Source organism: Acinetobacter lwoffii (assembly GCF_024129715.1).
Lineage (GTDB): Bacteria > Pseudomonadota > Gammaproteobacteria > Pseudomonadales > Moraxellaceae > Acinetobacter > Acinetobacter lwoffii_U.
The window spans coordinates 49,700-76,428 of record NZ_JAMXXM010000004.1 but is presented as its reverse complement, the minus strand read 5'-3'; the positions used below and the strand labels follow the sequence as shown (position 1 = coordinate 76,428).

Genomic DNA, 26,729 nt, shown 5'->3' with positions numbered 1-26,729 from the left:
GCTTCTTATTTCTTATTTCTTATTTTTAAAATTAGCTCGATTTAAATGATCGAAATTGACTGAAATGACTATCGGGTGTTTATCCTGAAAGCTTATATAAACATTTGAATTAATTAAAATAAATAAATTTAAATTTTAGATCATATGTTCTCTTACAATTATTTTTTTGCAGCACTGACCGAATTCTTCTATGCTACTCGGATTAGAGCGAGGTCAAACTATGATTTCATGGTTTTTTATTGGTTTAGTGGCAACCATTCTTTTAACACCAGGCCCAACCAATACCTTATTGGCATCTTCAGGCATTCAGGTCGGATTTAAAAAAACATTTCGTTTAATTCCTGCGGAAGCCTTTGGTTATCTGATTGCCATTAGCTTATGGGGCATTCTGATCGGAAAAATTTCCGTTCATCTTCCGCTTTTACCGACCATTCTCAAACTTTTTAGTGCTGGCTATATTCTATTTCTCGCTGTGAAATTATGGCGGACTGCAGAAATAAGCGAAAATCTTGAAAATGTCTCGATTCGCGCACGAGAATTATTTTTGGCAACCTTGCTTAATCCTAAAGCACTTTTATTTGCCTCAGCGATCTTTCCTGTCATTGTCTGGAAAAGCGGCCAACATTATGTGACTCATATGCTGGTTTTCTTGCTTCTGTTGATCCCGATTGCATTCTTCTGGACTTTTCTGGGTTCAATCCTGGCCAGAAAAAACAGTCGCTGGCTCAATCAGAAAAACCTGCAGAAAACGGCTTCGCTGGTATTAATGAGCTTTTCCATTCCTTTAAGCTATTCTGCACTTTTAAGTTTATAAGCTGATCTCAATCAGCAATTTTTTGGCAACTTTAGCTCTAAGCCTTTCACTTATTTTCATTAGTGTCAATTTCAGTTAAAGTACGTCGCAATAACTTGTTCTTAAGATTTTTGGATTATATCAATGGCAATTAAGTCTGATCGTTGGATTCGCGAAATGAGCGAAAAACACGGCATGATTGAACCGTATGCAGAAAACCAGGTACGTTTGGATGAAAATGGTCAAAAGCTGATTTCGTATGGCGTATCCAGCTATGGTTATGACGTGCGTTGTGCACGTGAATTTAAAGTATTCACCAATGTGCATTCTGCAATTGTCGATCCGAAGAACTTTGATGAACGCAGCTTTATTGATATCGAGTCGGATGTCTGTATCATTCCGCCTAACTCGTTTGCTTTGGCGCGTACCATCGAATATTTCCGCATTCCACGTAATGTCTTGACCGTGTGCTTGGGCAAGTCTACTTATGCGCGTTGTGGCATCATTGTTAACGTGACTCCGCTTGAGCCAGAGTGGGAAGGACACGTCACTTTAGAGTTTTCAAATACTACCAATCTTCCTGCGCGTATTTATGCAGGTGAAGGTGTAGCGCAGATGCTGTTTTTTGAATCTGATGAAGTCTGTGAAACCTCATATAAAGATCGTGGTGGTAAATATCAAGGTCAGACAGGCGTTACTTTGCCGAAGACCTAATTGTTTTAAAATATTGAATGACGGGACTTTATGTCCCGTTTATTTTTTTGAGATTTTCATTCATCGGAAACTGCTATTTTTCGCCTAATTGGCTTTGGCATCTGTATCAAAAATCAGCATAATGGATTCCGCATAACCATAAAAAAGATGCGATGCATTATAAAAAATCAAAGATTGGCGGCTGGGAAGCTGAAGCATAAAGGTGCGGAGCATCGAATAAAAAGGAAAGAGTGAGATGGCTCAGATAAAAGATATATTTAAATTTCGCAAAAGTTATTTGGCGATGACAATCGGTTTCAGCCTGTTGCCTTCTGCACATGCGATGCAGGAATTATCAGATTCTTCTCTTTCTGACACCACCGGTGAGGGTGTTGCGCTGGTACTTGATGATTTTAAAATGGTGTTTCAAGGTCCTAAAGATCTTTCTGCTAGTTCTAGTTATGCCAGAGGCATTGAAAACCCCGGACAAGCAGATACAGGCTTTATTCGTATTATCCCGACGGGTGAGAATTACAACCAACTTGGGCAGCGTGTATACGACAAAGTTTATAAATCTACATATGATAATGCTTTTCATGTTGAAAGAACGCAGAATTATGCAACTGAGTATCAGCAAGCCTATGATACGTTAAAAACTGATTTTTATAATAATAACTATAATACGATTAAGAATACTCATGATACACAAACAAACCGGGACGCATTTAAGCAAGAATTAGTCGATTATTATTATAATACAGACTTTATGAAAGCCTATTATGACCAACGTCGTGATGATTATTATAATGGAGCCGGTAAACCCGCTTTAATTCAATATAGTCTAGTCGATGATGGCACAACAATGTTTGATCACTCACCGGGGAATCTAATTGGTTTAGATAATAAGGCCAAAACAAATACATTGGAAATGATTGACCTTCTTTATGGTAAGGATGCGACGAAATCAATTCCTTCAACTGAATGGAGTACGACTGTTGATAGACAAAATATTATTGGAGCGATTGTAGATGCAAGAATTCTTGCACTAATTAAAGCAGACTACGATAAAAAATTGGAAGCTGCTTTAGCCGGAATGATGAAGGATGCAGATAGTGCTGCTATGGCTGAAATCATTGCTAAAGCAGATCAGGTTGCTAAAGCTGAAGCTGCTAAAAGTTCTGTGAGCACTTTACGAACTAAAGCTGATGTATTTATTTATGGTCTGGCATTATCGAAAAGCGATGGTTCTTTAAGCACACGATACAGTAATCAGGGTTTTAGCTGGGGATCAGCAGATAATCCTTGGTTATTTCGGGCAGGAACTGAAAACGTCAAACAGTTTAAGGACGCTGCTAAAGATGTAGGCTATATTGCTTTGGAAGCCCCATTAAGTCCAATCGCAGGGGGCGAAAGTGATAATAATATCAAGCTGGGCTTCTGGAGTGATATTTTTGCGCGCGCGCTTGACTCCTCTAATCTTGTAGATCCTATAACAGGTGGGCCAATATCAGGACTTGATACGGATTACCGATTAAGAACCCAATTTGTTGCCAATGGTCTGAGTTTTAATGGCTCGCAAGTTCGGTTATTCCAAACCTTAGAATCTGACAATAAAAATTACAGCCAAACATTGGGTATGGCGAGTATTGTTCGTCTGAATACCAATGATCGACCAGAAACTCTAAGCAGTAGCGATAGTAATCTTAACAGTAAAGGTATTCGTCTCAGTACCGCAGCAAAAACAGATGCACTTGATGGTAATGTCCCGACCCCGGCCTTAAATGGAAGTGATGCTCCAATATTTCATGATTCTGAAGGTTTATATTTATATAGCCCAAATATTAATTTGGTGCTTGGTAATATGTACCAACCTTTCGTGGTCGGTTCAGAAGGCAATAATATTATTTTAGAAGTGACACGGATTCCCAATATTCCTGCTATTTATAATCAAGTCTATCAGAATTATGGAGGCGGACTGGGCACAACAGATTTAAAGGGTTCGACCTGTAATGTCTATAGTTGTGGTACACCGATTAAAAATAATGCATCAGATACCACCGCACTTTATCAAGGGCGTAATGCGACTCACAGTAGCATCTCAATAGGGACTACAGAGCGTATCTCAGGGACAAATATGCTGCGCGCCAAGGATGGTGTGAATTCAACAGGAATCGTATTTAAAAATACTGATGGTATAAGTAAGAATTTTGGATCTGCTGTCATTGATGGTGTCCTGATTCAGCATCTGAAAATTAGAACAACTGGTCTTTAAGGGAGTATAAGAATGTTCAAATTAGTAACACTCTGTGCATTATTATGTACTTCTATGGCCAGTCTTGCCGGATTGGAAGCCCTTGATCAGCAAGCATTAACCAATACAGTGGGGCAGGGCGGAGCAGATCTTAACTGGACTTTATCTTTAAACCATGTTTATGCGACAGATTTAAGTAAAGATAAAATTTCTCGGCTTGATGGAAGTGGCAACCCGCTAGAAGTATTTTATGTTCTAGATCCCACCGCTTGTGGAACAACAAAACAATTTTGCCGTCTGGCAATAGCGCCGAATAACCATGTCGATGCCAATGGAAATAAAAAGTGGTTAGTCTTTAAAGGCATTCAAGGCACGATTCAGATTGATAAGTTTTCGATCGATGGGACAACCATCATTAATCATCGTAATGAACCACAAACGGCGATGCAAATTACCTTTTATGATAACCAGCCTTTAAAGATCCGTAATTTAGGCTTTAATACAGTTTCCATTGAAACGGGTACAGGTGCTGGCGCCTTGGAAGGTTATGCCAATACAGGTGTTTATAGTACGTATACAGGGCGTACCTATAATGCCGATGGAACTTATACAACCTCGCCCCAAGATGTTCCTTCGTTTGATCAAGATGCTGAAAAAGGATTTATGGGGTTGAACGTTCATGGAAATCTGCATATGTCAGGCAATTTGAAAATATTTGGTTATAACTGTACAGGTGGGGCACAAAGTCGTTGTTAGTAATAACGTCAAGTACAGCATAAGGATATAAAAATGAAAAAAACAACAATAAAGTTGAAATTGCTAACGGTATGCATGTGTCTTATACAACAAGGTTATGCACTTGAAACTATTGAAGAGCAGGAATTGAGTGAAGTCACTGGACAAGATGGTATGGTGATTACTCATGAAATCTCTAAAGCCAGTATTGCTCAAGCCAATTGGTATGATTCAAATCCAACTGCCAATACTAAAATGGGCTTAGGTCTACATAATGTTGAGATTATTGGAAAAGATAATAAACCAATCATTAGTCAACTTGAAATAGATGTAGGTGCCACTTCACAAGGGGCAGGACTTCGGCTAGCTGCAAGTGTTTCACCCTTTCAAGCCACTGCAGATTTAAAATTGGTAAAGATCGCCTGTACGACCAATCCATGTAGTCAATCTGCGAATAGTATTCGGACTGCGGGTACTCAATCTAATCAAAGTTTGGGGGCATTAGGGATTAGTACCTCTACACCGCTTAGTGTGCTATTACAAACCAGTGCAGGTCTATTTAATAAAGATTCAATTGCCAGTATCGATTTTCAACTTAAAAATGCCACGATTAGTCATAAATTAGGTGAAAATAGTCTGATTTTGAATGACTTTAACTTTAACTTCGCGGGTCAAGGATATATGTACATTGACCCGGATGAAGGCGTGGTACTGACCACACGAAATGGCAGTCAAGATCATTATGTGGATCTAAAGCGTGCTGAAGATATGACCGATATCACGGCTGACCGGGTTAATCCGACCAATCCAGGGGTTAATATTGACTTGCGTTATAACACGCCAAATAATGAACGTAAAAATATTATGCGTTTAGGGGCTTCGGGTGCAGTCACTAACGCAAGATTATCGATGAGTGCCGATCAAACCCAGATAGGTACTTTTGATGTTAGTAACAAGGTGAATGGTGTACTAGAACGTCAGGACAAAGCTGCTACAGGTTACAGTGGCCTGGTCGGAGAAGGTGGGTTAAATCTAGGCTTGTCTGCAGATTTTACAGGTGCTAATAGTACCGGGCTTCCAGCAACTATGGCACCTACAACACTTGAGATTGGTCATACCGGTAAGGGAAGCCATGCGGTGCAATTTTCCAAGCTCAGACCATTGACTACACGTACTGCTGCCGGTGCCTTACATGGTAAAAATGCTTATATCGACTTTGGAAATATATATATAAATACCATTACTGCAAAAAGTCTCGATTTCATAATCAATGAAAATATGCAAAAGACTTTAGGTAGTAGTAGCATTGTACTTAAACAGACACTCAGTACCACCACGAATGGAGAAGATTTTGCTTATATCGCCGTACGTGGAATGGATTTTCAGTCTATTGCTGCGAAAGCACGTTTTATATCAGATAACTCTTTGGCGGAAATTGGTGGCGATGGTGGTTCATGGGGAATCGGTATTCCTATTTATAATTTAAATGCCAATGTTGCGTTGTCTGGAACAACTTATGGAACAGACAATAAGCAAGCAATTGCTTATAACATTATGGCATCTACAGAAGGCTATGGAATTGACAAGAAAACCGGTTTGCCAAGCACAACCTCGATTATATTGATTGATGGTAAAAATGGCGATCATGGTGAGGCAGTTAACTATTATGCCGGTTTTAGGAATATCGATGCTTTGATCAAGTCGGAAGGGATTATTAGTTATAAAGATGAAGGGATCTATATTCGTGCCGATGATTTACTGATTGCTGCCAAAGCAGAACTTGCGATTGGTCAATTACCTGGCTCTAAATATAATTGTACCAATGCATTAGTCACTAAATGTGGGGGGTATGTCCCGCATGATAATTTTTCTAACCATGATGATGTTTTAACCAATATCGCTTTTAAATTAGATGGAAGTGGTGAGCTTCTGATTATCCCTGGTGTAGATCCAACTAGCACTTCACCAGATACTAACTTTTTGTCATTTGATGCAAACTTTAAATTTAGGCCTTTAAGTACTGAAGAAAGTGCAGATAATAAAAATTTAGGCAGCTATTTTAGTATCGCCAATGAAGATATTGATTCAACCGGGGTATTAAAAACTTCGTCAATTAATTTTAACCGGATGGAAGGTCATTTAGGTGTCAAAGCAAAAGTTCGTGTCAGTGCAGATACAGTGACTTTGGATAATCAGGTCAAACTCAATTATGAAAATAATATTGCAACACCATTTAAGACCAATTTTGCCATGGCGACCAATGGCAATATGCAAAACATGGCAAGTATTGCACTGACGGGTGGAACCATTCGTAGCACGATGGGAATCACACCACGCTAAAAATCAGGATGAGAAAAATGAAAAAAATAATATTAAAAAGTCTAGTGGTAGCTATGATGGGCCTAAGTGGCCAGGTATCTGCATTAACCTCATTGGAAGACCAAGAGCTCTCAGAAGTCAATGGGCAGGCTTTATTGTCAATGGAGGTTCAGTCTGGATTTAACCAGATGGATAATCTAGGAGCTACTTATGACCAGAGTAATATCTCATTTTATAAATTAGGCTTGGAAGCCGAGATGGAAATTAATGCCAATATAAAAAAGCTACAGCTCGGGTGTGGCGGTGTTAATGGTGCAACCGGCTGTGATATTGATATTGATCATATAGCCTTAAGTGGTAATCCTACAAATGGTGCGGATCGTGCCGCGACCTCAGCTCTGATTACTAATCCATTTGTACAATTTGCCATAAAAAATCCAAATCAGGCGTCTACACGTGAAGTTTTAGGTTTTCGTTTAAGTGCGGAAAAGATTTCGGGTCTATTGACAATGGGGACAGAAAATAGTGCTACACCAAATGGTATTAACAGTTTCAGTGGTTATATGAAAACAAAATCCTCATCAGGAGTTGCAACAACGGCTCCTCGTGTCATGGATTATGCTGCAACTGGAATGAATATTGAGGGCACGGTAAAAGGCACTATATTAGGTCAACCATTACCTCTGGATTTACATTACACATCTAGCAATTATGCTTTCCAGTTAAATTCTACAACAGCACCTTTTACTATTCCTGCTACGATAGTGTCAGGAACAAGAATGAAAGAAGTTGTACTAAAAGGGACAGGGACAGTAGGTCGTATTGATTTTAAAGGACCATTAAAAGCAGAATTATTGGATGGAGCATTAAAATTAGATAAAGATATTACAGGCTACTTAACCGGGCTACAGACAGACATTACCGTTAAACAAAATCTCGGACTTATTCATGCTTTATATTTAAATAATCCAGCTTCACTCTCCTTGCAATCCCAAAGCATTTTATGGCCTGGTGCAGCAGTCGCAGCAAAACAAGGGTGGTGGCTGGCAATGGAAGATGAAGTGGATTTAGGAAGTATTTCACCTTCATATAGTGTGCCAATTTCAGATGCTGTTTTAAAGCAAACTATTGCAGGAATTAACCATGATTTAACCACTAATGTGCGAGATTGTGGAAGTCTGGTTTTTGGTTGTGTGCTAGGAAGTGCACTTGATGTAAAGGAAATTAAAAATCCTGCGCTACTTGATTTCCCTCTTACTAATTTAACTTTACAAGGCCAGAACTTTAAACCGAACTGCTTTGGTGGACATAAATTCTGCTAAGTTTAGTTATAAAAAATCCCGCATTACGCGGGATTTTTTATAAGAAAGCAAAATTATTTAGCAATTTTTGCCAATAATTCTTCTTTCGAAATATTTACTGATTCAGCATCGCGGCGGCCTTTATATTCAAAAGTACCTGCATCCAAGCCTTTTTCACCAATCACAATACGATGTGGAATACCTGTAAGCTCAAGATCAGAGAATTTCACGCCCGGACGTTCATTACGGTCATCGAGTAACACGTCAAAACCTGCAGCTTGCAATTCAGCATAGAGTGCTTCCGCAGCTTCCATAGTTCTTGGAGATTTGTGCGCATTCATCGGCACAATGGCAACTTCAAACGGTGCAATGGCAGTTGGCCAGATAATGCCTTTCTCATCAAAGTTCTGCTCGATTGCAGAAGCCACCACACGCGTCACGCCAATACCATAACAACCCATTGTCACAGTGAACGGTTTGCCATCTTCACCCAAGACTTTACAGCCCAAAGCTTCAGAATATTTTTGACCCAACTGGAAGATATGACCCACTTCAATACCACGTTTGATTTGAAGCGTACCTTTACCATCTGGAGATGGATCGCCTTCAACCACGTTACGTAGGTCATAAACTTCAGTGAACTGCGCATCACGTTCCCAGTTTACACCTGTTGCGTGTTGATCTGCTGCATTTGCACCTGCAACAAAGTCAGACAATACGGATGCTGCACGATCAACAATGACGGTGATACCTTTTTCGACCAGACCTTGAGGACCAACAAAGCCAGCAGTTAAGCCAAGTGCTTGAAGTTGTTCTTCAGTAGCAAATGTCAAAGGTGCAGCAATTAAAGGATGTTTTTCAGCTTTAATTTCATTCAGTTCGTGATCACCACGAAGGAATAAAGCAACCACAGGTGCATCTTGACCTTCTTCAGTCGCAACACCTTGAACCAATAAGGCTTTTACTGAATGAGCAGGGTTCGTACCCAAGAATGCTGATACATCTGCAATGGTTTTTTGATTTGGTGTATCTACCAGTTTGAGTTCTTGTATCGGTGCCGCACGTTCACCGACAAGTACTGCTTCTGCCATTTCAATATTGGCTGCATAGTCAGATTCAGTCGAAAATGCGATATCATCTTCACCGCTTGAAGCCAGTACGTGGAATTCGTGAGAACCTGAACCACCGATTGAACCGGTATCTGCTTGTACTGGACGGAAATCTAAACCAAGACGGGTGAAGATTTTGCAGTAGGCTGCATACATGTCGTCGTAGGTTTGTTGCAGTGATTCCTGGTTGGCATGGAAAGAGTAGGCATCTTTCATAATGAATTCACGTGAACGCATTACGCCAAAACGTGGACGAATTTCGTCACGGAATTTGGTTTGTACCTGGTAGAAGTTTGCAGGCAATTGCTTGTAGCTTTTTAATTCGTTACGTGCAAGGTCAGTGATCACTTCTTCATGCGTCGGACCGAGAACAAATGGGTTGCCATGGCGGTCGTTGAAGCGTAAAAGCTCAGGACCGTATTGTACATAACGACCTGATTCTTCCCATAAAGATGCAGGTTGAGTCACCGGCATATAGACTTGAAGTGAACCGACTTTGTCCATTTCTTCGCGAACGATCGCTTCAACTTTATTTAATACGCGAACGCCCATCGGCAACCAGGTGTATAGACCTGAAGCCAACTTACGAATCATACCGGCACGAAGCATCAGCTGATGGGAAATAACTTCAGCATCGTTCGGGGTTTCTCTTAACGTTGCAAATAAAAAGCGACTCGCGCGCATGGAAACTGTCCTAAAAAATTAAGCGTTAAAGCAGGGATTATACAATAAAAAATGAGGTGAGCTTTTGGGAATGTCACCTCATTGTGTTGCATTAAATTATGCCATGATTTTACGTGCCTGACGCAGCATAAAATTCTTAAAGTCATCCAGGTAAGTAAAGATCACCGGCACCACCACCAAGGTCAGCAGGGTAGAGGTAATCACCCCGCCAATCACCGCATGCGCCATCGGTGCACTTTGTTCGCCACCTTCACCTAGCCCTAGGGAAAGTGGAACCATGCCCATAACCATCGCGCTGGTGGTCATCAGAATAGGACGCAAACGGGTTTTACCAGCGGCAATAATCGCATCATAACGATCTTCGCCGCGATCCATGGCCTTCTTGATGAAGTCGATCAGCAGAATCGCATTCTTGGTCACCAGTCCCATCAGCATGATAATGCCGATAATCGAGAACAGGTTCATGGTTGAGTTAAACAGGAACAAGGCCAGAAATACGCCAATCAGCGACAATGGTAGTGAGGCCATAATTGCCGCAGGATGGATAAAACTGTTGAACTGCGAACCGAGCACAATATAGATAAAGACAATCGACAGGGTAATCGCAGTCAGGGCATAACCTGCGGATTCTGCCATGTCGGCATTGGAGCCTTGAGTATCGAAACTATAACCCGGTGGCATATCAAAATTTTCTTGCAAGCGGCTGATATCCGTACCAATGTCGCCTGCAGGACGTCCTGAGGTATTGGCCTCGACTAGCACTTCACGTGCCAGATCACGTCGATTAATCTGCGAGGCACCGAGTTTTTCTTCAAATTTGGCCACGCTCGAAAGTGGAACCAGAATTGGTTGATTATTGGCATCGGTTTTATTTGAGGTGATATACATATTCTGTAAATCGCTAGGCAAGCTGCGCTGGTCTTCGGTCAGGCGCAGATTCACATCATAGGTTTCACCTTTTTCATCCTGCCAGGTCGTGACATCATCACCGGCAATCAGCGGACGCACTACATTGGCAATCTGATTGACTGATAAACCTAAATCACTGGCCAAGACGCGATTAATCTGTACATCAAGAGTTGGCTTGGGTTCTTTTAATGAAGTTTCCAGATCGACAATGCCATTAATTTTCGCCATTTCCGTCATAAAGCGATCAGAAATTTTTTGCAGTTCATCCAGATCCGGGCCTTTGATCGAAATCATGATTGGCTTCTGGCCACCAGAAACGGTTTCATCGGCGGATGCCACCGAGGTAATGCTGATTCCTGCAACCGATTGCAGGCGCTGGCGAAATTCATTATTTAAGTCATTCAGGGTCTTTTCACGTTCGGTACGCGGCGTCACGGTCACCCGTAAACTGACATGGTTTTTACCGCGGTCGGTTGCGCCATTAATCACCCCATAGGTGGCTTTGACATCCGGATGCTGACGAATAATCTGATCAACCTGCTGGAGTTTGGCCTGAGAATATTCAAGCGATGAATCGACCGGTGTTTCAAACTTGATCCGGATTTCGCCTTTATCGGGAACCGGTACAAATTCGGTGCTGATCAGTTTGGATAAACCCAGAGCACCAAATAATGAAGCCACAGCAATCATTAAGGTAATTAATCTGAAGCGCAATGCCAGTTTTAATAATTTTTCATAGACATGGCTTAAGTCATCTAGCTTGCCAGAGATCCAGCTAAAGAAACGTTTCACCCGACCTGGTTTTTTGTTTGGATCTTTTTTCTTTTCTGCCCAGTGTGCAGAGAGCATCGGATCCAGGGTAAAGCTGACAAACATTGAGATCAGAACGGCCATACTCACCGTGACCCCGAACTGGTAGAAAAAACGGCCAATAATTCCGCCCATAAAGGCCACAGGCAGGAAGACGGCAACAATGGTCAATGTCGTGGCCAGTACGGCTAAGCCAATTTCTTTGGTGCCATCGAGCGCGGCAGTGACATGATCTTTGCCCATATCGGCATGCCGGACAATATTTTCACGCACCACAATCGCATCATCGATCAACAGACCAATACTCAAGGACAGCGCCAGTAAAGTCATCATATTGATGCTAAAACCAAAGGCCCAGATAAATGTCAGCGTGCCCAAGAGTGCAATGGGCAGAGTCAAACCGGTAATCACCGTTGAACGGAAAGAACCTAAAAATAATAGGACAATCAGCACAGCCAGTACCGCACCTTCAATAATGGTACGGGCTACATCGCCAATGGTGCCGCGGATACTTTTGGAGGAGTCCACCACCACTTGTAAAGTGGTACCTTGCGGAAGCTGCGCCTTGATGCTTTCTAAAGCTGCGTAGCTCTTGTCGACTACTTCAATGACGTTTGCGTCTGAACTGCGCAGAATATCAATTGCGACTGCGGTTTTGCCATTTAGAAAAGCAGCGGATTCCAGCTCGGCCTGACTGTCTTGAATATTGGCCACTTGTCTCAGGAAAATCGGTACGCCGTTTTTATTGGCAATGACCAGATCGCCGAAGGCGAGGGGATGCAAGACTTTGGAATTGATTTCAATGACCAGTTCCGAATTACCCGATTTAAGTGTCCCCCCCGGGACTTCGATATTCTCGGCCTTTAAGGTATTGATGACACTGTCCACACCGATGCCAAAGGCTTGCAGTTTTTGCGGTTGCACCTGAATCCGGATCTGGCGCTGTGCATCACCCAGCAGATTAACCGTTCCGACCCCAGGGACTGTGCGCAGTTGTGGCACAATCCGCTGATCCAGATAAGAACTGAGCGCTTTTACATCCATATTGTCGGATTCAAATACGATCGACATCACCGCATTCGCCGTCGGGTCATAACGTTCGACAATCGGCTCCTGAATTTCATCACGGAATTCAGCAGTCACAGAGGCGATTTTATCCCGCACATCTTGAGCTGCAGTGGTCGACGTGACATCCAGATTAAATTCGGTGGTGATGATGGACAGGCCTTCACTGGATTGGGAAATCACCTGTTTTAAACCGGAAATGGTATTGATCTGATCTTCAAGTTTTTTTGTAATTTCCGATTCAACCGTTTCCGGAGAAGCACCTGGATAATTGGTATAGATCACCACAAAAGGGAAATCGACATCAGGAAATTCTTCAACGCCCATCCGCTGCCATGAAGCCAGCCCCAGCACCATCAGGCAGAACATCATCATGATGGTGAAAACCGGATACTTCACACTAATTCGGGTAAACCACATATCAATGATCCTGTATGAATGGTTTTAGTTGGCGCGAAGGGTGACAGTTTTTTGCAGATCGGCTTCGCTAAACTTAACCCGACTGACCTGATCACCATCTTCCAGTCCTTGAACCACCGCAATGTTGTCGCTATAACGCTGTTCTAGAACCTGAACATTGACCTTGATAATTTTATTCTGGCGAATTACCCAGACATAAGATTTATTCTGAATGTCTTGAACAGTATCTAATGGAATCAGCTGGCCAGAGATCTGTTGTGAACTCAGAATGTTGCCTTCGACAAAGGAGCCGATACTTAGCGAGGGAATGGTTTCATTCGGCGTGGCAAAGAATTCGATCTGACGACTCGCCTGATCTGCAATGGGGGAAATCCGGCTAATCACGGCAATGAGCCGATTTGGATTACCTTGAATGCTGTATTCGACTTGACTGCCTAGTCTTAAATCTGATTGCAGATCACTGGGTACGCGTGCTTGAATTTCCAGCCGTTTTGGATCGACGATTTCAAACAGGGTTTGTCCAATTGCCACGGTTTGGCCCGGTTCGACCTGGCGCTGGGTAATCACGCCATTGATCGGGCTGGTCATGGTGCCATCACGATCTGCTTTCTGGGCAATATCGACATTGGCTTGCTGGGCGCGGACATTTTCAAGCTGGGCCTGATAATCGACCTGACTTTGTTCATATTCTACTTTTGAAATAAAACCCTGATCGAGCAGGCGCTTTTTACGCTGCATCATGTTGCGAGCCTGATTGGCTTGCGCTTGAGTAGAGGCCAGATTCGCACGTGCCTGTGCCAAGCGGGCTGCATTGTCCTGATTATTCAGGCGTACCAGCACCTGTCCTTTAGAAACCGTTTGACCTACCTGTGCGTTTACGCTGGTAGCAGTAGCAGAGACCTGTGCTTGTATGCTGCTTTGATTGACTGCACGAATGGTGCCGGTGAATGCGGTTTTTTGAACTGAACTACCAGATTGAACTGCAACTAAATCTTGAGGAATGACTTCAATAATAGATTTGGGTGTTTCGGTTTGCTGTACGGGTTCATTTTTATCACAAGCCACTAAAAACATATTTAAGCAAAGTGCACTCATGATCAGAATAGAGCGCGGGGAAGGCATATTTAAATCATGAGAATGCGGTGCAGTTTGCATATGAGTCCTTTTAGCGTGCTATGGATCAAAACCTCAACACGCTATTTGTATTTATTCAAGTGCTTTTAAACGGGCGATAATTTTGTCGTATTCTGCTTCCAGATTTCGATAGCGACTTTGTAAAGATTGAATATTTTCTTTTTGGGAAATGAGATTTTTCTGGTTATTCTCTAATGTTGTTTTCAGGTGTGCCGGTGGGGTTTTACCTTTACGTAAATATTCACGTTCCTGACGCACAAACATGACCCGATCTTTTTGTAGTTGCTTCATTTGCTCTTGCTGGAAATCAATCTGTTTTTTTAACTGGACCAGGCTGTCGTTTTTTTTCTGTAAAGCGGTCTGGCTATTGTTATAAGCACGCTTGAGTTTATGGTCTTCAGCAATCCGCTGCGCCTGTTGGGCACGTTGTGGCGCTTGCCTAATATCCGCTTCGGCATTATAAGGACGGGCACGCTTAATGACCTGCATATTCTGGTCAAGTGCTTCATAGCCATAACGGATATGATTGGGTGTGACGTTAGTACTGATATTGGCCACACCTTTGCTGTCATAATAACGATACCAGGTGGCTTTTTGTGGGAGTTGGTTACTACTCGCACACGTTAAGCTCACCTGTAACAATAGCAGCGCAACAACAATGAATTGACCAGTCATTTTATTTTTATCAATGACAGCAAGTTTTCTTAAAAACTGACTCATCATTGGCTCCCCGAATTTAAAGTTGACTAAATTACTTATTTTAAAGTAATAATCTTGTTATATTAGACTTAAATTTATCAATAAAAAACTACCGTTAGTCAAAAAAAAACCAATAACGATAAGAAAATGTGAAGCTGTTATTAAAAATAAATGATTTTGTCTACTTGTGTAGAAAATGTTCATTGATAATACAAGTGACTTTATGTTAAAAATGTTTATCGATCGTAATAAAATAATCCTATGAGCCTTATGGCATATAGTTTCTAAAATGGGAAGGGTTAAACAAATGGACGATAAATTCCAAAATCTAAAAATTATGGTTATTGATGACTCAAAGACCATTCGTCGTACTGCGGAAACTCTTCTTCAACGCGAAGGTTATGAGGTCATTACTGCAGTAGACGGTTTTGAGGCTTTGTCAAAAATTGCCGAAGCAAATCCAGATATCGTTTTTGTAGATATTATGATGCCGCGCCTAGATGGTTACCAAACCTGCGCCTTAATCAAAAACTCTCAGAATTACCAGAATATTCCTGTGATTATGCTATCAAGTAAAGATGGCTTATTTGATCAGGCCAAAGGTCGTGTCGTGGGTTCAGATGAATACCTGACCAAACCTTTTAGTAAAGATGAATTGCTCAATGCAATCCGTAACCATATTAGTGCTTAATATTTGATTTTTTTGGGGAATTGGCATGGCACGTATCCTAATTGTGGATGACTCACCGACAGAAACTTTTCGCTTTAGAGAGATTCTTTCTAAACACGGCTTTGAGGTGATTGAAGCAGCCAATGGCGCAGATGGTGTCACCATGGCCCAGGCAGAATTGCCGGACCTAGTCCTGATGGATGTGGTTATGCCGGGTGTGAATGGTTTTCAGGCGACCCGCCAGATTGCACGTGGTGCAACGACCAAACATATTCCAATCGTGATTGTCAGTACCAAGGATCAGGCCACTGACCGTGTATGGGGCAAGCGTCAAGGCGCAGCGGATTATCTAACAAAACCAGTCGATGAAAAACAATTAATAGATGTAATTAAGCAGCACCTCAATGCAGGATAAGCTCTATGGCAGCAAATGGATTTATCGAATTGCTTCGCATTGCGAAACGGGGGAATAAAAACTACGTTTCCAATGGCAATGAAGTTAACCGATGGTCGGGCATTGCTTTTGAGATGATGGGGCAATATTTTGTTGCCCCGCTGGGGGAAGTATCAGAAGTGATTTATCCCCCAAAATATACGCCGGTACCCAAGACGCAAGCATGGGTGTTGGGTCTGGCGAATATCCGGGGAAGACTGTTATCGGTTTCTGATCTGACGCAGTACGTATCAGGGCAGAGCAGTCAATTTTCACCGACTCAAAAAGTATTATGTATCAACCATAATGACCAGTATGTGGGTTTGGTCGTAGATCAAGTTTTGGGTATACAACATTTCAATAAGAAAAGTTTCTTTTCGAAGAAATCTGAATTGGATAAAAACTTACAAGAATATTGTCAGGGGTTTTTCCATCAGCACAACCAGCAGTGGCATGTGTTTTTATTCAGTCGTCTGTTGCAAAATCCAAAATTTATGAACGCATCTATAAAATTTATAAATTAAATGTCGCGCTCGAAACTAAGCAAGGCGTCAACCGGGGAGAGGCTGCATGGGCTTTAAACTTAAAAAGAAAAATACAGGTGAGAGCACTGGCCGCAAAGGCGGTAATGCTTTTTTAGCTAAGATTCAAACGCAAGTAGATCAGTTATCACGTGTCTTCGGTGATAGTGAGAAATCAAAACCGCTGATTTATGGGGCAGCAGGCTGTCTTTTAGCCGCACTGATCACTTTATTGTATCTTTTTTATAGTGTTCCACGTACCAACGAACTCACTCAGAGTCTGGGTGACCTGCGTCTCCTCTCGCAAACCATTTCGCGCCAGGCGACTGAGGCGACCGCTTCCGGTACGCCAGAAGCTATGAAAAACCTGACTGACTCGCAAAAAGCCTTTGCTGAAAATCTTGAGACAGTTAAAAGTATTCACTCCAATAATGATGCGTTGCAGGCGGTTGATAAACAGTGGACAGAAGTTTCCAACAGTATTGATCTGATTACCTCGCAACAAAAGATTATTAACCAGTTATACGACACCAACATCGCGATTGGTGAAGCGATTCCGGGGATTCAGGCGGAATATAACTTGATGGTCGACCAGATGGCACGTCAAGATATGCCATCGAACCAGGTGGTTATTGCCAAAAACCAGGTATTCATTGCAGAACGTATCTTACGTTCAATCAGTTTGGTACTGACAGGTAATGATGGTTCACGTGAATCTGCGGATGACTTCAGTGCCGATACCGAAACTTTTGGTTCTTATCTGAATGCACAGTTAAATGGTTCTGCTGAACTGGGTGTACAGCGTATTGCTGATCCAACCCTGCGTGAATCTCTGGAAGGCATCAAGGCTGAATATGATGACGTACTGGAATCTGCATCAGCGATTATTCTGAAAAACTCTACACAGATCGTAAAAGTTCGTCAGGCAGCCGCATCTATTTTTTCTCAATCTGATGTGCTTTTGGACAACCTGAATAAATTATCGGGTAACTCAGGTCTTAAAACGGTTGTTCCGGCAGTCCTTCTGATCGCATTATTAGTCGGTTTCTTGCTGTGTGTATTCAAGTTACTTTCTCTGCGTGGCTTGTCGGATAAGCAGCGTGTAGGCCGTTTACAAGAAGAATATGACCGTAACCAGAATGCGATTTTACGTTTACTGGATGAGATCGCCGATCTTGCAGACGGTGACTTGCGTTCATATGCAACAGTATCTGAAGACTTTACTGGTGCAATTGCCGACTCGATTAACTTTGCGATTGACCAGTTACGTGACCTGGTATCGCGTATTACTGAAACTTCACAAGAAGTTGCGCAATATACTGCAACTACACAAAGCATTACCAACCAGTTAGCTGAAGCATCTGAGCATCAGGCACAAGAAATTGCCGGTGCTTCTGCAGCGATTAACGAAATGGCATTGTCGATTGACCAGGTATCTGCCAACGCCGATGAATCAGCGGTGGTAGCAGAACGTTCAGTACAAATTGCTGCAAACGGTGCGGATGTCGTACATCGCTCGATTGAGGGTATGGACACGATTCGTGAACAGATTCAGGAAACTTCAAAACGTATTAAGCGTTTGGGTGAATCTTCTCAGGAAATTGGTAACATCGTTGCCTTGATTAACGATATTGCTGACCAGACGAACATCCTGGCATTAAACGCCGCGATTCAGGCATCGATGGCCGGTGAAGCGGGTCGTGGTTTCGCGGTCGTAGCCGATGAAGTACAGCGTCTTGCGGAACGTTCAGCTTCTGCAACCAAGCAGATTGAAGGCCTGGTAAAAACCATTCAAACGGATACGAACGAAGCCGTTATTTCGATGGAACAAACTACATCGGAAGTTGTACGTGGTGCGAACTTGTCTAAAGATGCCGGTGTAGCACTAGATGAGATTCAAACGGTATCGAATAACCTGGCGAAACTGATTGCGAACATTTCTGATGCTGCGAAACTGCAGTCAGCATCTGCAGGTCATATTGCGACCACGATGAATGTCGTACAGGAAATTACCTCGCAAACCACCAGTGCAACCTTCGATACAGCACGTTCAGTATCTGAACTGGCAAACATGGCCGATGCATTACGTGAATCTGTATCTGACTTTAAACTACCAGAATAAAGTCAGACATGATGGGGAAATGTGTCTTGACCGCGGTTGAGACACATTCAGAAAATACAGATAAAGCCTCGACAAGATGTACTTAACTTCATACGTTAGGTATCGCGTGACGGTCACAATTAAGTTTGAGCGCCCTTCTTGGCGGCATAACGTAAGAAGCATGAGCTATGAAAGAAATATTAAAAAATTTAGTTGAAACGACAACGCTTCCTGAAGATAGTTATCTTGACCAAGATGCAGAAATTCTTGAAATTTTTGTTGAGGAAATCGAAGAGATCTTCGTTGAGTTAAATGCTTTATTTCCAGAATGGTTGACTAATCCAGATCATCAAGAAAATCTGAAGACCATTCGCCGCCATTTTCATACCCTGAAAGGTTCAGGCCGCATGGTCGGGGCCAAATCGGCCGGGGAAATGGCTTGGGCGGTTGAAGATACCCTAAACCGGGTTTTGTCCGGTTCGATTCAGCTAACACCAAAGGTACAGAAATTTGCCCAAGCGGTACTGAATGTCTATCAATATGCTTTATATCCAAAATTCAAACATGTACAGCAATTAGATCTCGACTTGCGCCCAATGGTGCTGTTAGGACAACAATTACAACAACAAATTTCGCCTGAACCTGCATTGGAAGAATTACTGGCATTGGCAGATCATTTGACTGCTGAAGGTCAGATGACAGGTCTTGAGCTTGCAGACAATGAGCCAAGTGAAGCTGAGTTAACAGTAACGCCAGTAGAAGCACCGGTTCGCAGTGATATCGAAGAGACCGTGGCGATCTTTATCGAAGAAGCAGAAGAGCATCTGGAAACGATTGCCACCTTCCTTCGCACTGAAGATGAAAAATCACAAGATTATAATGCGTTGATTCGTGCGATTCATACCTTGCGCGGCAGTTCATCGATGGCGCAGATTGACCAGATTTTTGAAGCTAGTTCTAAAGTAGAGCATCTGTTCAAAACCTTGCTACAAGATGAAATTGTCTCCACTTCAAAAGAAACTGCTTTACTGATTCAGTATGCCGAGTTTGTCAGTGACTATCTGCATTTGCTACGTCAGGGCAATACTGCAAAACTGGATGCGGTATACGCCACCTTTGAGCGTGTCTGGCATGATTATGGCTTTGCAGTTACTGAAACCAATAGCATTCAGACGCAAGGCTTGGTGTCCAAACTGGTTGAGCTGGATATTGATCTGTTATTGGATGCCGAGTTTGAATTTGATAAACGCGCCCAAATCGATTATCCGGAATATATTCAGGCACTCAGCCAGCAGGCTGCAGAATTGCTGGCACATACAGAAAGCCGGGCAGCCCAAGGAATTCATGAATTCACTGCCGATCTGAAATCGGCTTATGATGCGTTGCTTGAAAAGCCAGTGCTGCTAAACAGCGATTATGCCTATGAATTGTTCGCACAGGCGCACCAGGAATTTATTCATTTATTTGATACCTTGGCCGCAGGACAGCGCGTCATTCTGAATGATGAGATTCAAAAAATACTCAGTGAACTGTCTGCATTTGTGCAGCAGGATCTCGAGATATTTGCTGAAGATACTAGCAATCAGAATGTTGAGCTAAGCTCAGAAACCACACAAGTAGCCGAGACTGGCAGTGTCGATTTTGCTAGTTTGAGTCAACGCATCGCTGCGGATCGTCAGCAGTGGCAAAGTGCTGAAACTAACCGTGATTTTGATGAAGAATTACTAAGTATCTTCCTGGAAGAAGCAGATGAATTGCTGGCAGGCATTGATGAAGATCTGAATACCTGGAGCAAAAAACAGGACGATACAACTTCGCTGAACAATCTGATGCGTCATTTGCATACCTTAAAAGGTGGTGCAAACATGATTGCAGCTTCGCATATCGGTTTGATTGCGCATGAACTGGAAAGTATTTATGAGCGGGTGATTCGTCAGCAAATTGCCGTGACACCTGCTTTAATCCAGATTATCCGTCTGGTTCAGGACAACGTGTCCGATCGTATTCAATCGATTCGGGAAGACGGTATTGATTATCCTGCACCAGAAGCGATTGCGATTCTGCAAAATATTCAGGCGCTGGTGTCTGGACAAGCTGTTGCTGCTGCGGAGAGCGCGAACGCTGTAGTTAAAGTTGCAGAGGTCGAAGCGACATCAATTCCTAAACCACAACTTGAAGAGTCAGCAACGACTGAACAGCCTGCAACTGATCTGGCTGAAGCTGAAGAATTACTGGAAATCTTGGAATCTCCTGAGGCTACTGAAGACACACCAGTAGAACGTTCTGAAGAAGACGAACTGAAATCCATTGTTGAAGAATCTTTCCTGGAAGAATCCGAAGAGATTCTGGCGAATGCCGAGAAGCTGCTCAATCAATGGTTTGACCAGCGTAGTGACCGTAGTTTATTGCTGCAATTACAGCGTGCTGCCCACAGTATCAAGGGTGGTGCACGTATGATTGATGTTGAAGAAGTGGCCAGTATCGCCTATGAGCTGGAAACAACTTTCGAACAGTTTGCGGTCTATCAATTTAACTCGAATGCCTATGATGGCTTATTGCAGAAAACGCTGGTCTGGTTAAGACAGGCGATTTTCCAGCGTGACTATAACGGTTTTGAGCCGCTGCACAGCAGTCTGAAAAAGATTGCTTATGTGGACGTTACTGCGCAATTGCCTGAGCGTCTGGCGAAAACAGATAATCTGGTGGTCAGTACCGACTTCGGCTTTGTTGAAGGTGATGGTACTGAGCCGCCACAGATGATGGGTGAGTGGGCGAATAGCGGCACCAGCGATAGCAATAACGAGATGATCCGTATCTCTGCTGATCTGGTCGAGAAGATGATTGACCTGTCCGGTGAGAACTCGATTAACCGTTCGCGTATCGAGATGGACTTGGGCCAGCTGGGCAATACCTTGAACGAGATGGAATTGGCGATCAAACGTCTTGCTGATCAGTTACGTCGAATGGAAGGCGAGCTGGAATCACAGATTATTGCCAAACATGGTTCAGAGAATTCGCGTTATGCCGACTTTGACCCGCTGGAAATGGACCAATATTCGTCGCTCAATCAGCTTTCCAAGTCACTGGCAGAATCTGCATCGGATTTGGTCGACTTCAAGAGTACGCTGGCCGACAAGATTCGCGAAACCGAAGGACTGTTATTGCAACAGTCGCGTATTCAGGCCGAGATTCAGGAAAGCCTGATGCGTACCCGTCTGGTTCCATTTGACCGGATGTTGCCGCGTTTACAGCGTATCGTGCGTCAAACCTCGACCACCTTGAACCGTCCTGCAGAACTGATCGTACAGAATACCGAAGGTGAACTGGATCGTAACATTCTCGAGCGTCTGGTCACCCCATTTGAGCATATGCTGCGTAACGCGATTGACCATGGTCTGGAAGATACTGCAGATCGTATCGCACTGAACAAGCCGGAAGTCGGTTCGATTGTCTTGAACATCAGCCGTCAGGGTACCGATGTAATCGTGTCCTTTAGTGATGATGGTAAAGGGATCGATGCAGAGAAGATTCGTGAAAAAGCGCTGAGTCTGGATCTGATCAAAGCGGATCAGGTCATTGATCAGGAAGAAATCCTGCAATTTATCTTCCATCCTGGTTTTAGTACCGCGAAAGCAGTGACCCAGATTTCTGGTCGTGGTGTCGGTCTGGACGTGGTACAAAGCGAGATCAAATCGCTGGGCGGTCATGTGTCAGTGAGCTCGGAACTGGGCCAAGGCACTATCTTTACGATTCGCGTACCGACGACCGTAGCGGTCAGCGATGCCCTGATGGTGAAAGTGGGCGATCAGCAATATGCGATTTCTCTGGCGCAGATTGACCGAATTGTACGTATTGCGCCGACCACATTGGAAAGCTATTTCAACAGTAAAGATGACTATTTCAAGATCGATGGCGCAAACTATAAGCTGCGTTATCTGTCTGAGTTTGTTGGCAACCAGCCGATTCCACGTCTGAATAATGTTGGACATTCATTGCCGGTGCTGTTGATCAAAGGCAATAGTGGCCAGACCATTGCCTTGCTGGTCGATCAGTTGGTCGGTTCACGAGCGCAGATTGTAGTAAAACCGATTGGACAGCAGTTTGCCAACGTCGGGGTAGTGGCCGGTGCCACGATTCTGGGTGATGGTCAGGTCTGTCTGATTCTCGATGGACAGAATGTTGCCCGCCAGATTCAGGCGACACAGCGTGTCAAACAGCTGAATGATCAGCGTGATGGTTCGCGTAATTCAAATGCACGTCGTCTGGTGATGATTGTCGATGACTCGGTGACTGTACGTAAAGTGACGTCGCGTCTGCTTGAACGTCAAGGCTATGATATTGTCACTGCCAAAGATGGCGTAGATGCGATCGAGCAGCTTGAAAACGTCAGACCGGATCTGATGTTGCTGGATATCGAAATGCCGCGCATGGACGGTTTCGAAGTGACCAATCTGGTTCGTCACCATGATATTCACCGTGACTTGCCGATTATCATGATTACCTCACGTACCGGTGAGAAGCATCGTGAACGTGCATTCAGCTTGGGCGTAACGCACTATATGGGTAAACCGTTCCAGGAAGCGGAACTGTTGGCCAATATCCAGCAACTGATTGCTGAAAAACAGAGGTAATATATGAGTCAGACCAATTCAAGCAATAAAATGGCTGATCAGATTAGCCAGCAGGAACTTCAGCATCTGATTACGGTATCGACCGGATTTATTGATGCCTATATTATTGACTGTCATGGCAAAGATCCGATGTTATTGCCACAAAACATTGTCCTGTCAGCACTGGATAGCAATACTCAGGTCAAAACTGTAGAATGGCATGAGGCACAGTTACCGGTCTATGCAGTGAATGATCCGTCACGTCAAAATGGGGTGGCACTGGTGATTGAGGGGGATGAAATTACTCAGCGCTTTGCCCTGATGTGTAATGAAATGCCGAAAACCATCCGGATTCGTATTTCCGAAGTGGTCGATGTCGATCAGCCGGTGAATGATCCTGCCATCTTTCAATATGTGCGCATGAACGAACAGCTGTTCCATATTCCGAATATGACCAATATTCAGGCTACAATCGGGCTGTAATCCAGGCTATAAAATATAAAAAAGGAACTCCATGGAGTTCCTTTTTTATTGCGTTATGAATTTACTTAATTGGCGAGTAAATTCACGAGAATCTGCTCATAGATTTCAGCCAATGGCTCTAAGTCTGCAATATCGACATGTTCATTGATCTGATGAATCGTGGCATTCAATACGCCAAGTTCCAGTACCTGTGCGCCGGTAGGGGCAATAAAGCGGCCATCTGAGGTACCGCCCGAAGTCGATAGTTCAGTTTCAGTCCCCGTCACATTCAGAATGGCGGTTTTAGCTGCATTTACTAGTTCACCAACTGGCGTCAGGAAAGGCAGGCCAGATAAAGTCCAAGAAATGTCATAGTCCACACCATGACGATCCAGAATTTCTAAAGTACGTGCTTTGAGTTCTTCGGCGGTCACTTCAGTTGAATAACGCCAGTTGCACAATAGGTTCATGGTGCCGGGAACAACATTGGTTGCGCCTGTACCCGAATTGATATTGGAAATCTGGAAGGTCGTCGCCGGGAAATATTCGTTGCCATGATCCCAGACTGTGTCGCACAGTTCAGCAATGGCTTTAGAAGCGGTATGAATCGGATTCACGGCCAGATGCGGATAAGCCACATGACCCTGTTTGCCTTTGACTGTAAGGTTGGCATTTAATGAACCACGACGGCCATTTTTGACTATATCGCCCAGTTTATTAGTACTTGACGGTTCACCGACCAGACACCAGGTAATTTTCTCATTACGCGCTTCCAGTGTTTCAATCACTTTCACCGTGCCGTTAATCGATGGACCTTCTTCATCTGAAGTAATCAGGTAGGCAATCGAACCTTTGTGATTCGGATATTTTTCAACAAAACGTTCTGTTGCAACTACCATGGCTGCCAAAGCCGTCTTCATGTCGGCACTGCCACGACCATAAAGTTTGCCTTCACGGATTTCTGGTAAAAAAGGATCTGAGTTCCAGGCATCCAGATTCCCTGTTGGCACGACATCGGTATGGCCAGCGAAACAGAAGACCGGACCTTCTGTGCCTTTGCGTGCCCAGATATTATCTACATCTTCAAAGCGCATGGATTCAATATTGAAACCAATCTTCTTTAAACGTTCAGCCATGATGTTCTGGCAGTCATGATCAATCGGTGTGACAGAAGGCTGACGTAATAGTTGCAGGCTTAAATCGAGGGTAGCGGAAGAGCTCATACGGTATTCAACAGTCGATAATTTTTTCGGCTCTATAATAGGCGAATATAGGCTTGAATGTGAACGACTGATATAAAAAAACCCTATCTGGGATAGGGTTCTGTGAGCGTTTAGGAAAAAACTAGTTTTGACGGATTTCGTCAGAGGTTTTTTCAGCAGTATTGGTTACCGCATCGCCAGCTTTAGACACATCTTTGCCCATGCCTTTTACGGTGTTACAGCCAGTCAATACAAAAGCCATCATTAATGAAGCAGCAAGAATTTTTTTCATCATCATCTCCGTATAATCAATAATAAAATTATTATGATGTGGGACTTAGAGTAGAAAATATACGCTCTAAAAAATATGTGGTTTTCATAGTGCTTCGGTTAATAAATGTAATGCTTTATAGGGGCTTATGCGATGGATGCTGGATCAGCACTGGATTGCGATACATATAAAAGTCATCACTATCGAGTTTTTTATAAAGTCCATCCGTCCACCAGATCGCAGCTGAACTGCTCGGCCGGGCTTGCGGATAAATCCATTCATGTCGTTGCAGACGATAGAAACCGTGCTGTGCAGCAGGAATATGCTGTCCCCATAAGCCCAGACGACGCTCGGTATTGATCCATGAGGGAATTGGCTGATCGGCATGATGTGTAGGCAAATACAGCTGTCCCTTGAGGACGCAAAACCGTCTTTGAATGGGATGCTGCAAAGCCTCATCAAACTGGAATTGTTTTTGTGTGAAATGTTTCATTTTTCTGATTAAAGTATCGGTGCGGTTTAGGCCATACCAATGCGGCAGGCTAAAATCTGCTTCGGCCAGATAATATTTCAATGCCACTTCCCAATGTTCAATCTGTCCTGTATCAGTATTTAATAACAGAAAATCTAGCTCCCCCAGGGTTTTTGCACCCTCAATTTTCTGCAGACTATGAGCAAGCAGCTGATACGGATGATAGGCATCATCGAGTAACCAGAACCAGATCAGCATTTCAAAGCGCAGCCCTAAACGCGTACTTTTCAGTTGCTGCACAAATTCGATTAATTCTTCTGGATGCTGATCAAGAAACTCTAAACGTGGATGGTAACGGTTGAGATAGTGCTGCCAGGCCTGGCTTTCATGCAGTTCAAAGTAATATATAAGCTCAAGTTCATCTGGAATATGGAACAGGATATTCGGACTGCCGACAGCGAACGCCAGTTGCCGCACCAGAGGATGTTGATAACGTTGCCATGCTTCTACAAGATTTTGGTTTAAATTGGAAAAGGGCATAGTACAACCTGTGAAAAGTGCAGAAATACAACGGACAGTATCGGAAAACGCTTTATACTACCTGAATTCTGCGGCTAGGGTTGATGTATGAAAGTGTTGTTTTGGCGAAGTCTGGTGGTGCTGTTTGTGATCCTGGGCTTTATCGGTGCAATCCTGCCGGGTATGCCAACAACGGTCTTTTTGATTCTGGCGGCCTGGGCGGCATCCAAAGGCTGGCCGCAAATGGATGACTGGTTATTGAATCATCCTAAATATGGTCCGACCTTAAGAGATTGGCGCGCGCATGGTACTGTACCGCGTAAGGCCAAATGGCTGGCCAGTATCATGATGCTGATCAGCGGGATCATCATGCTGTTTACCACAGCACCCTTGGCCGTAAAAGCCTTTACCAATGTTACTATGCTGATCGTCGCGATCTGGTTATGGCGACGCCCTGAACCGAATCAGATCATTATTCAGCAAAATACAGTCGACCCAGAAAAGACAGATCTACAAACTCCGCAATCTGTAGATAGCAAATTAAAC

Annotated in this window: 19 protein-coding genes and 1 pseudogene; 13 read left to right on the top strand and 7 right to left on the bottom strand. The window is 43.4% G+C overall.

The window, feature by feature from the left end; genetic code table 11:
- The first annotated feature begins 220 nt into the window (after positions 1-220).
- The 6 genes from NI462_RS04870 (at position 221) to NI462_RS04845 (ending at position 8,113) form a co-directional block, all read left to right on the top strand.
- The gene (locus NI462_RS04870; RefSeq protein ID WP_004732019.1) at positions 221-814 is read left to right on the top strand and encodes a LysE family translocator; all 594 of its coding nucleotides are present in this window, start codon (positions 221-223) and stop codon (positions 812-814) included.
- Positions 815-937: 123 nt separating this feature from the next.
- Positions 938-1,507, top strand: coding sequence for a dCTP deaminase (gene dcd, locus NI462_RS04865; protein ID WP_004280726.1), 570 nt, complete (start codon positions 938-940; stop codon positions 1,505-1,507).
- A 235-nt stretch (positions 1,508-1,742) separates the two neighbouring features.
- Entirely contained in the window at positions 1,743-3,758 is a 2,016-nt protein-coding gene (locus NI462_RS04860) for a hypothetical protein (RefSeq protein WP_253159373.1), read from the top strand.
- A 12-nt stretch (positions 3,759-3,770) separates the two neighbouring features.
- On the top strand, positions 3,771-4,493 hold the full coding sequence (locus NI462_RS04855; protein WP_253159371.1) for a hypothetical protein: 723 nt from the start codon (positions 3,771-3,773) through the stop codon (positions 4,491-4,493).
- 33 nt (positions 4,494-4,526) lie between these two features.
- A complete protein-coding gene (locus tag NI462_RS04850) occupies positions 4,527-6,812 on the top strand; it encodes a hypothetical protein (RefSeq protein ID WP_253159369.1) in 2,286 nt (761 codons plus the stop codon).
- A 17-nt stretch (positions 6,813-6,829) separates the two neighbouring features.
- A complete protein-coding gene (locus tag NI462_RS04845; protein ID WP_005106243.1) occupies positions 6,830-8,113 on the top strand; it encodes a hypothetical protein in 1,284 nt (427 codons plus the stop codon).
- A 53-nt stretch (positions 8,114-8,166) separates the two neighbouring features.
- Here the strand turns inward: NI462_RS04845 and NI462_RS04840 are convergent, their stop codons facing one another.
- The 4 genes from NI462_RS04840 to NI462_RS04825 all read right to left on the bottom strand — a co-directional run bounded on the left by NI462_RS04840 (position 8,167) and on the right by NI462_RS04825 (position 14,943).
- On the bottom strand, positions 8,167-9,885 hold the full coding sequence (locus tag NI462_RS04840) for a proline--tRNA ligase (protein ID WP_253159367.1): 1,719 nt from the start codon (positions 9,883-9,885) through the stop codon (positions 8,167-8,169).
- Positions 9,886-9,981: 96 nt separating this feature from the next.
- Complete coding sequence (locus NI462_RS04835) at positions 9,982-13,089, bottom strand: efflux RND transporter permease subunit (RefSeq protein ID WP_253159365.1); 3,108 nt, start codon at positions 13,087-13,089, stop codon at positions 9,982-9,984.
- Positions 13,090-13,113: 24 nt separating this feature from the next.
- Entirely contained in the window at positions 13,114-14,244 is a 1,131-nt protein-coding gene (locus NI462_RS04830; protein WP_253159363.1) for an efflux RND transporter periplasmic adaptor subunit, read from the bottom strand.
- Positions 14,245-14,295: 51 nt separating this feature from the next.
- Positions 14,296-14,943, bottom strand: a complete 648-nt coding sequence (locus NI462_RS04825; protein ID WP_253159361.1) for a hypothetical protein — start codon at positions 14,941-14,943, stop codon at positions 14,296-14,298.
- 286 nt (positions 14,944-15,229) lie between these two features.
- On the opposite strand from NI462_RS04825, the gene pilG reads away from it, so the two are divergent.
- The 6 genes from pilG to NI462_RS04795 all read left to right on the top strand — a co-directional run bounded on the left by pilG (position 15,230) and on the right by NI462_RS04795 (position 23,740).
- Entirely contained in the window at positions 15,230-15,613 is a 384-nt protein-coding gene (gene pilG, locus NI462_RS04820; RefSeq protein WP_004280711.1) for a twitching motility response regulator PilG, read from the top strand.
- Positions 15,614-15,638: 25 nt separating this feature from the next.
- On the top strand, positions 15,639-16,007 hold the full coding sequence (locus NI462_RS04815) for a response regulator (RefSeq protein WP_004280710.1): 369 nt from the start codon (positions 15,639-15,641) through the stop codon (positions 16,005-16,007).
- Between the two features lie 5 nt (positions 16,008-16,012).
- The gene (locus NI462_RS04810) at positions 16,013-16,549 is read left to right on the top strand and encodes a chemotaxis protein CheW (RefSeq protein WP_064102470.1); all 537 of its coding nucleotides are present in this window, start codon (positions 16,013-16,015) and stop codon (positions 16,547-16,549) included.
- A gap of 46 nt (positions 16,550-16,595) precedes the next feature.
- Entirely contained in the window at positions 16,596-18,668 is a 2,073-nt protein-coding gene (locus NI462_RS04805) for a methyl-accepting chemotaxis protein (RefSeq protein WP_180037065.1), read from the top strand.
- 167 nt (positions 18,669-18,835) lie between these two features.
- Positions 18,836-23,278, top strand: a complete 4,443-nt coding sequence (locus NI462_RS04800) for a hybrid sensor histidine kinase/response regulator (RefSeq protein WP_253159359.1) — start codon at positions 18,836-18,838, stop codon at positions 23,276-23,278.
- A gap of 3 nt (positions 23,279-23,281) precedes the next feature.
- Positions 23,282-23,740, top strand: coding sequence for a hypothetical protein (locus NI462_RS04795; RefSeq protein ID WP_044111490.1), 459 nt, complete (start codon positions 23,282-23,284; stop codon positions 23,738-23,740).
- A 65-nt stretch (positions 23,741-23,805) separates the two neighbouring features.
- On the opposite strand, the gene dapE is transcribed toward NI462_RS04795, so the two are convergent.
- The 3 genes from dapE to NI462_RS04780 form a co-directional block, all read right to left on the bottom strand.
- Positions 23,806-24,942 (bottom strand): succinyl-diaminopimelate desuccinylase, encoded by a 1,137-nt coding sequence (dapE, locus tag NI462_RS04790; RefSeq protein WP_114540997.1) that lies wholly within the window; start codon positions 24,940-24,942, stop codon positions 23,806-23,808.
- A gap of 121 nt (positions 24,943-25,063) precedes the next feature.
- Complete coding sequence (locus NI462_RS04785) at positions 25,064-25,216, bottom strand: entericidin A/B family lipoprotein (RefSeq protein WP_004280704.1); 153 nt, start codon at positions 25,214-25,216, stop codon at positions 25,064-25,066.
- 112 nt (positions 25,217-25,328) lie between these two features.
- The gene (locus NI462_RS04780; RefSeq protein ID WP_253137675.1) at positions 25,329-26,204 is read right to left on the bottom strand and encodes a DUF1853 family protein; all 876 of its coding nucleotides are present in this window, start codon (positions 26,202-26,204) and stop codon (positions 25,329-25,331) included.
- An 87-nt stretch (positions 26,205-26,291) separates the two neighbouring features.
- On the opposite strand from NI462_RS04780, the pseudogene NI462_RS04775 reads away from it, so the two are divergent.
- Positions 26,292-26,645: pseudogene (locus NI462_RS04775) on the top strand (YbaN family protein); the annotation flags it as partial.
- Between the last annotated feature and the right edge of the window lie 84 nt (positions 26,646-26,729).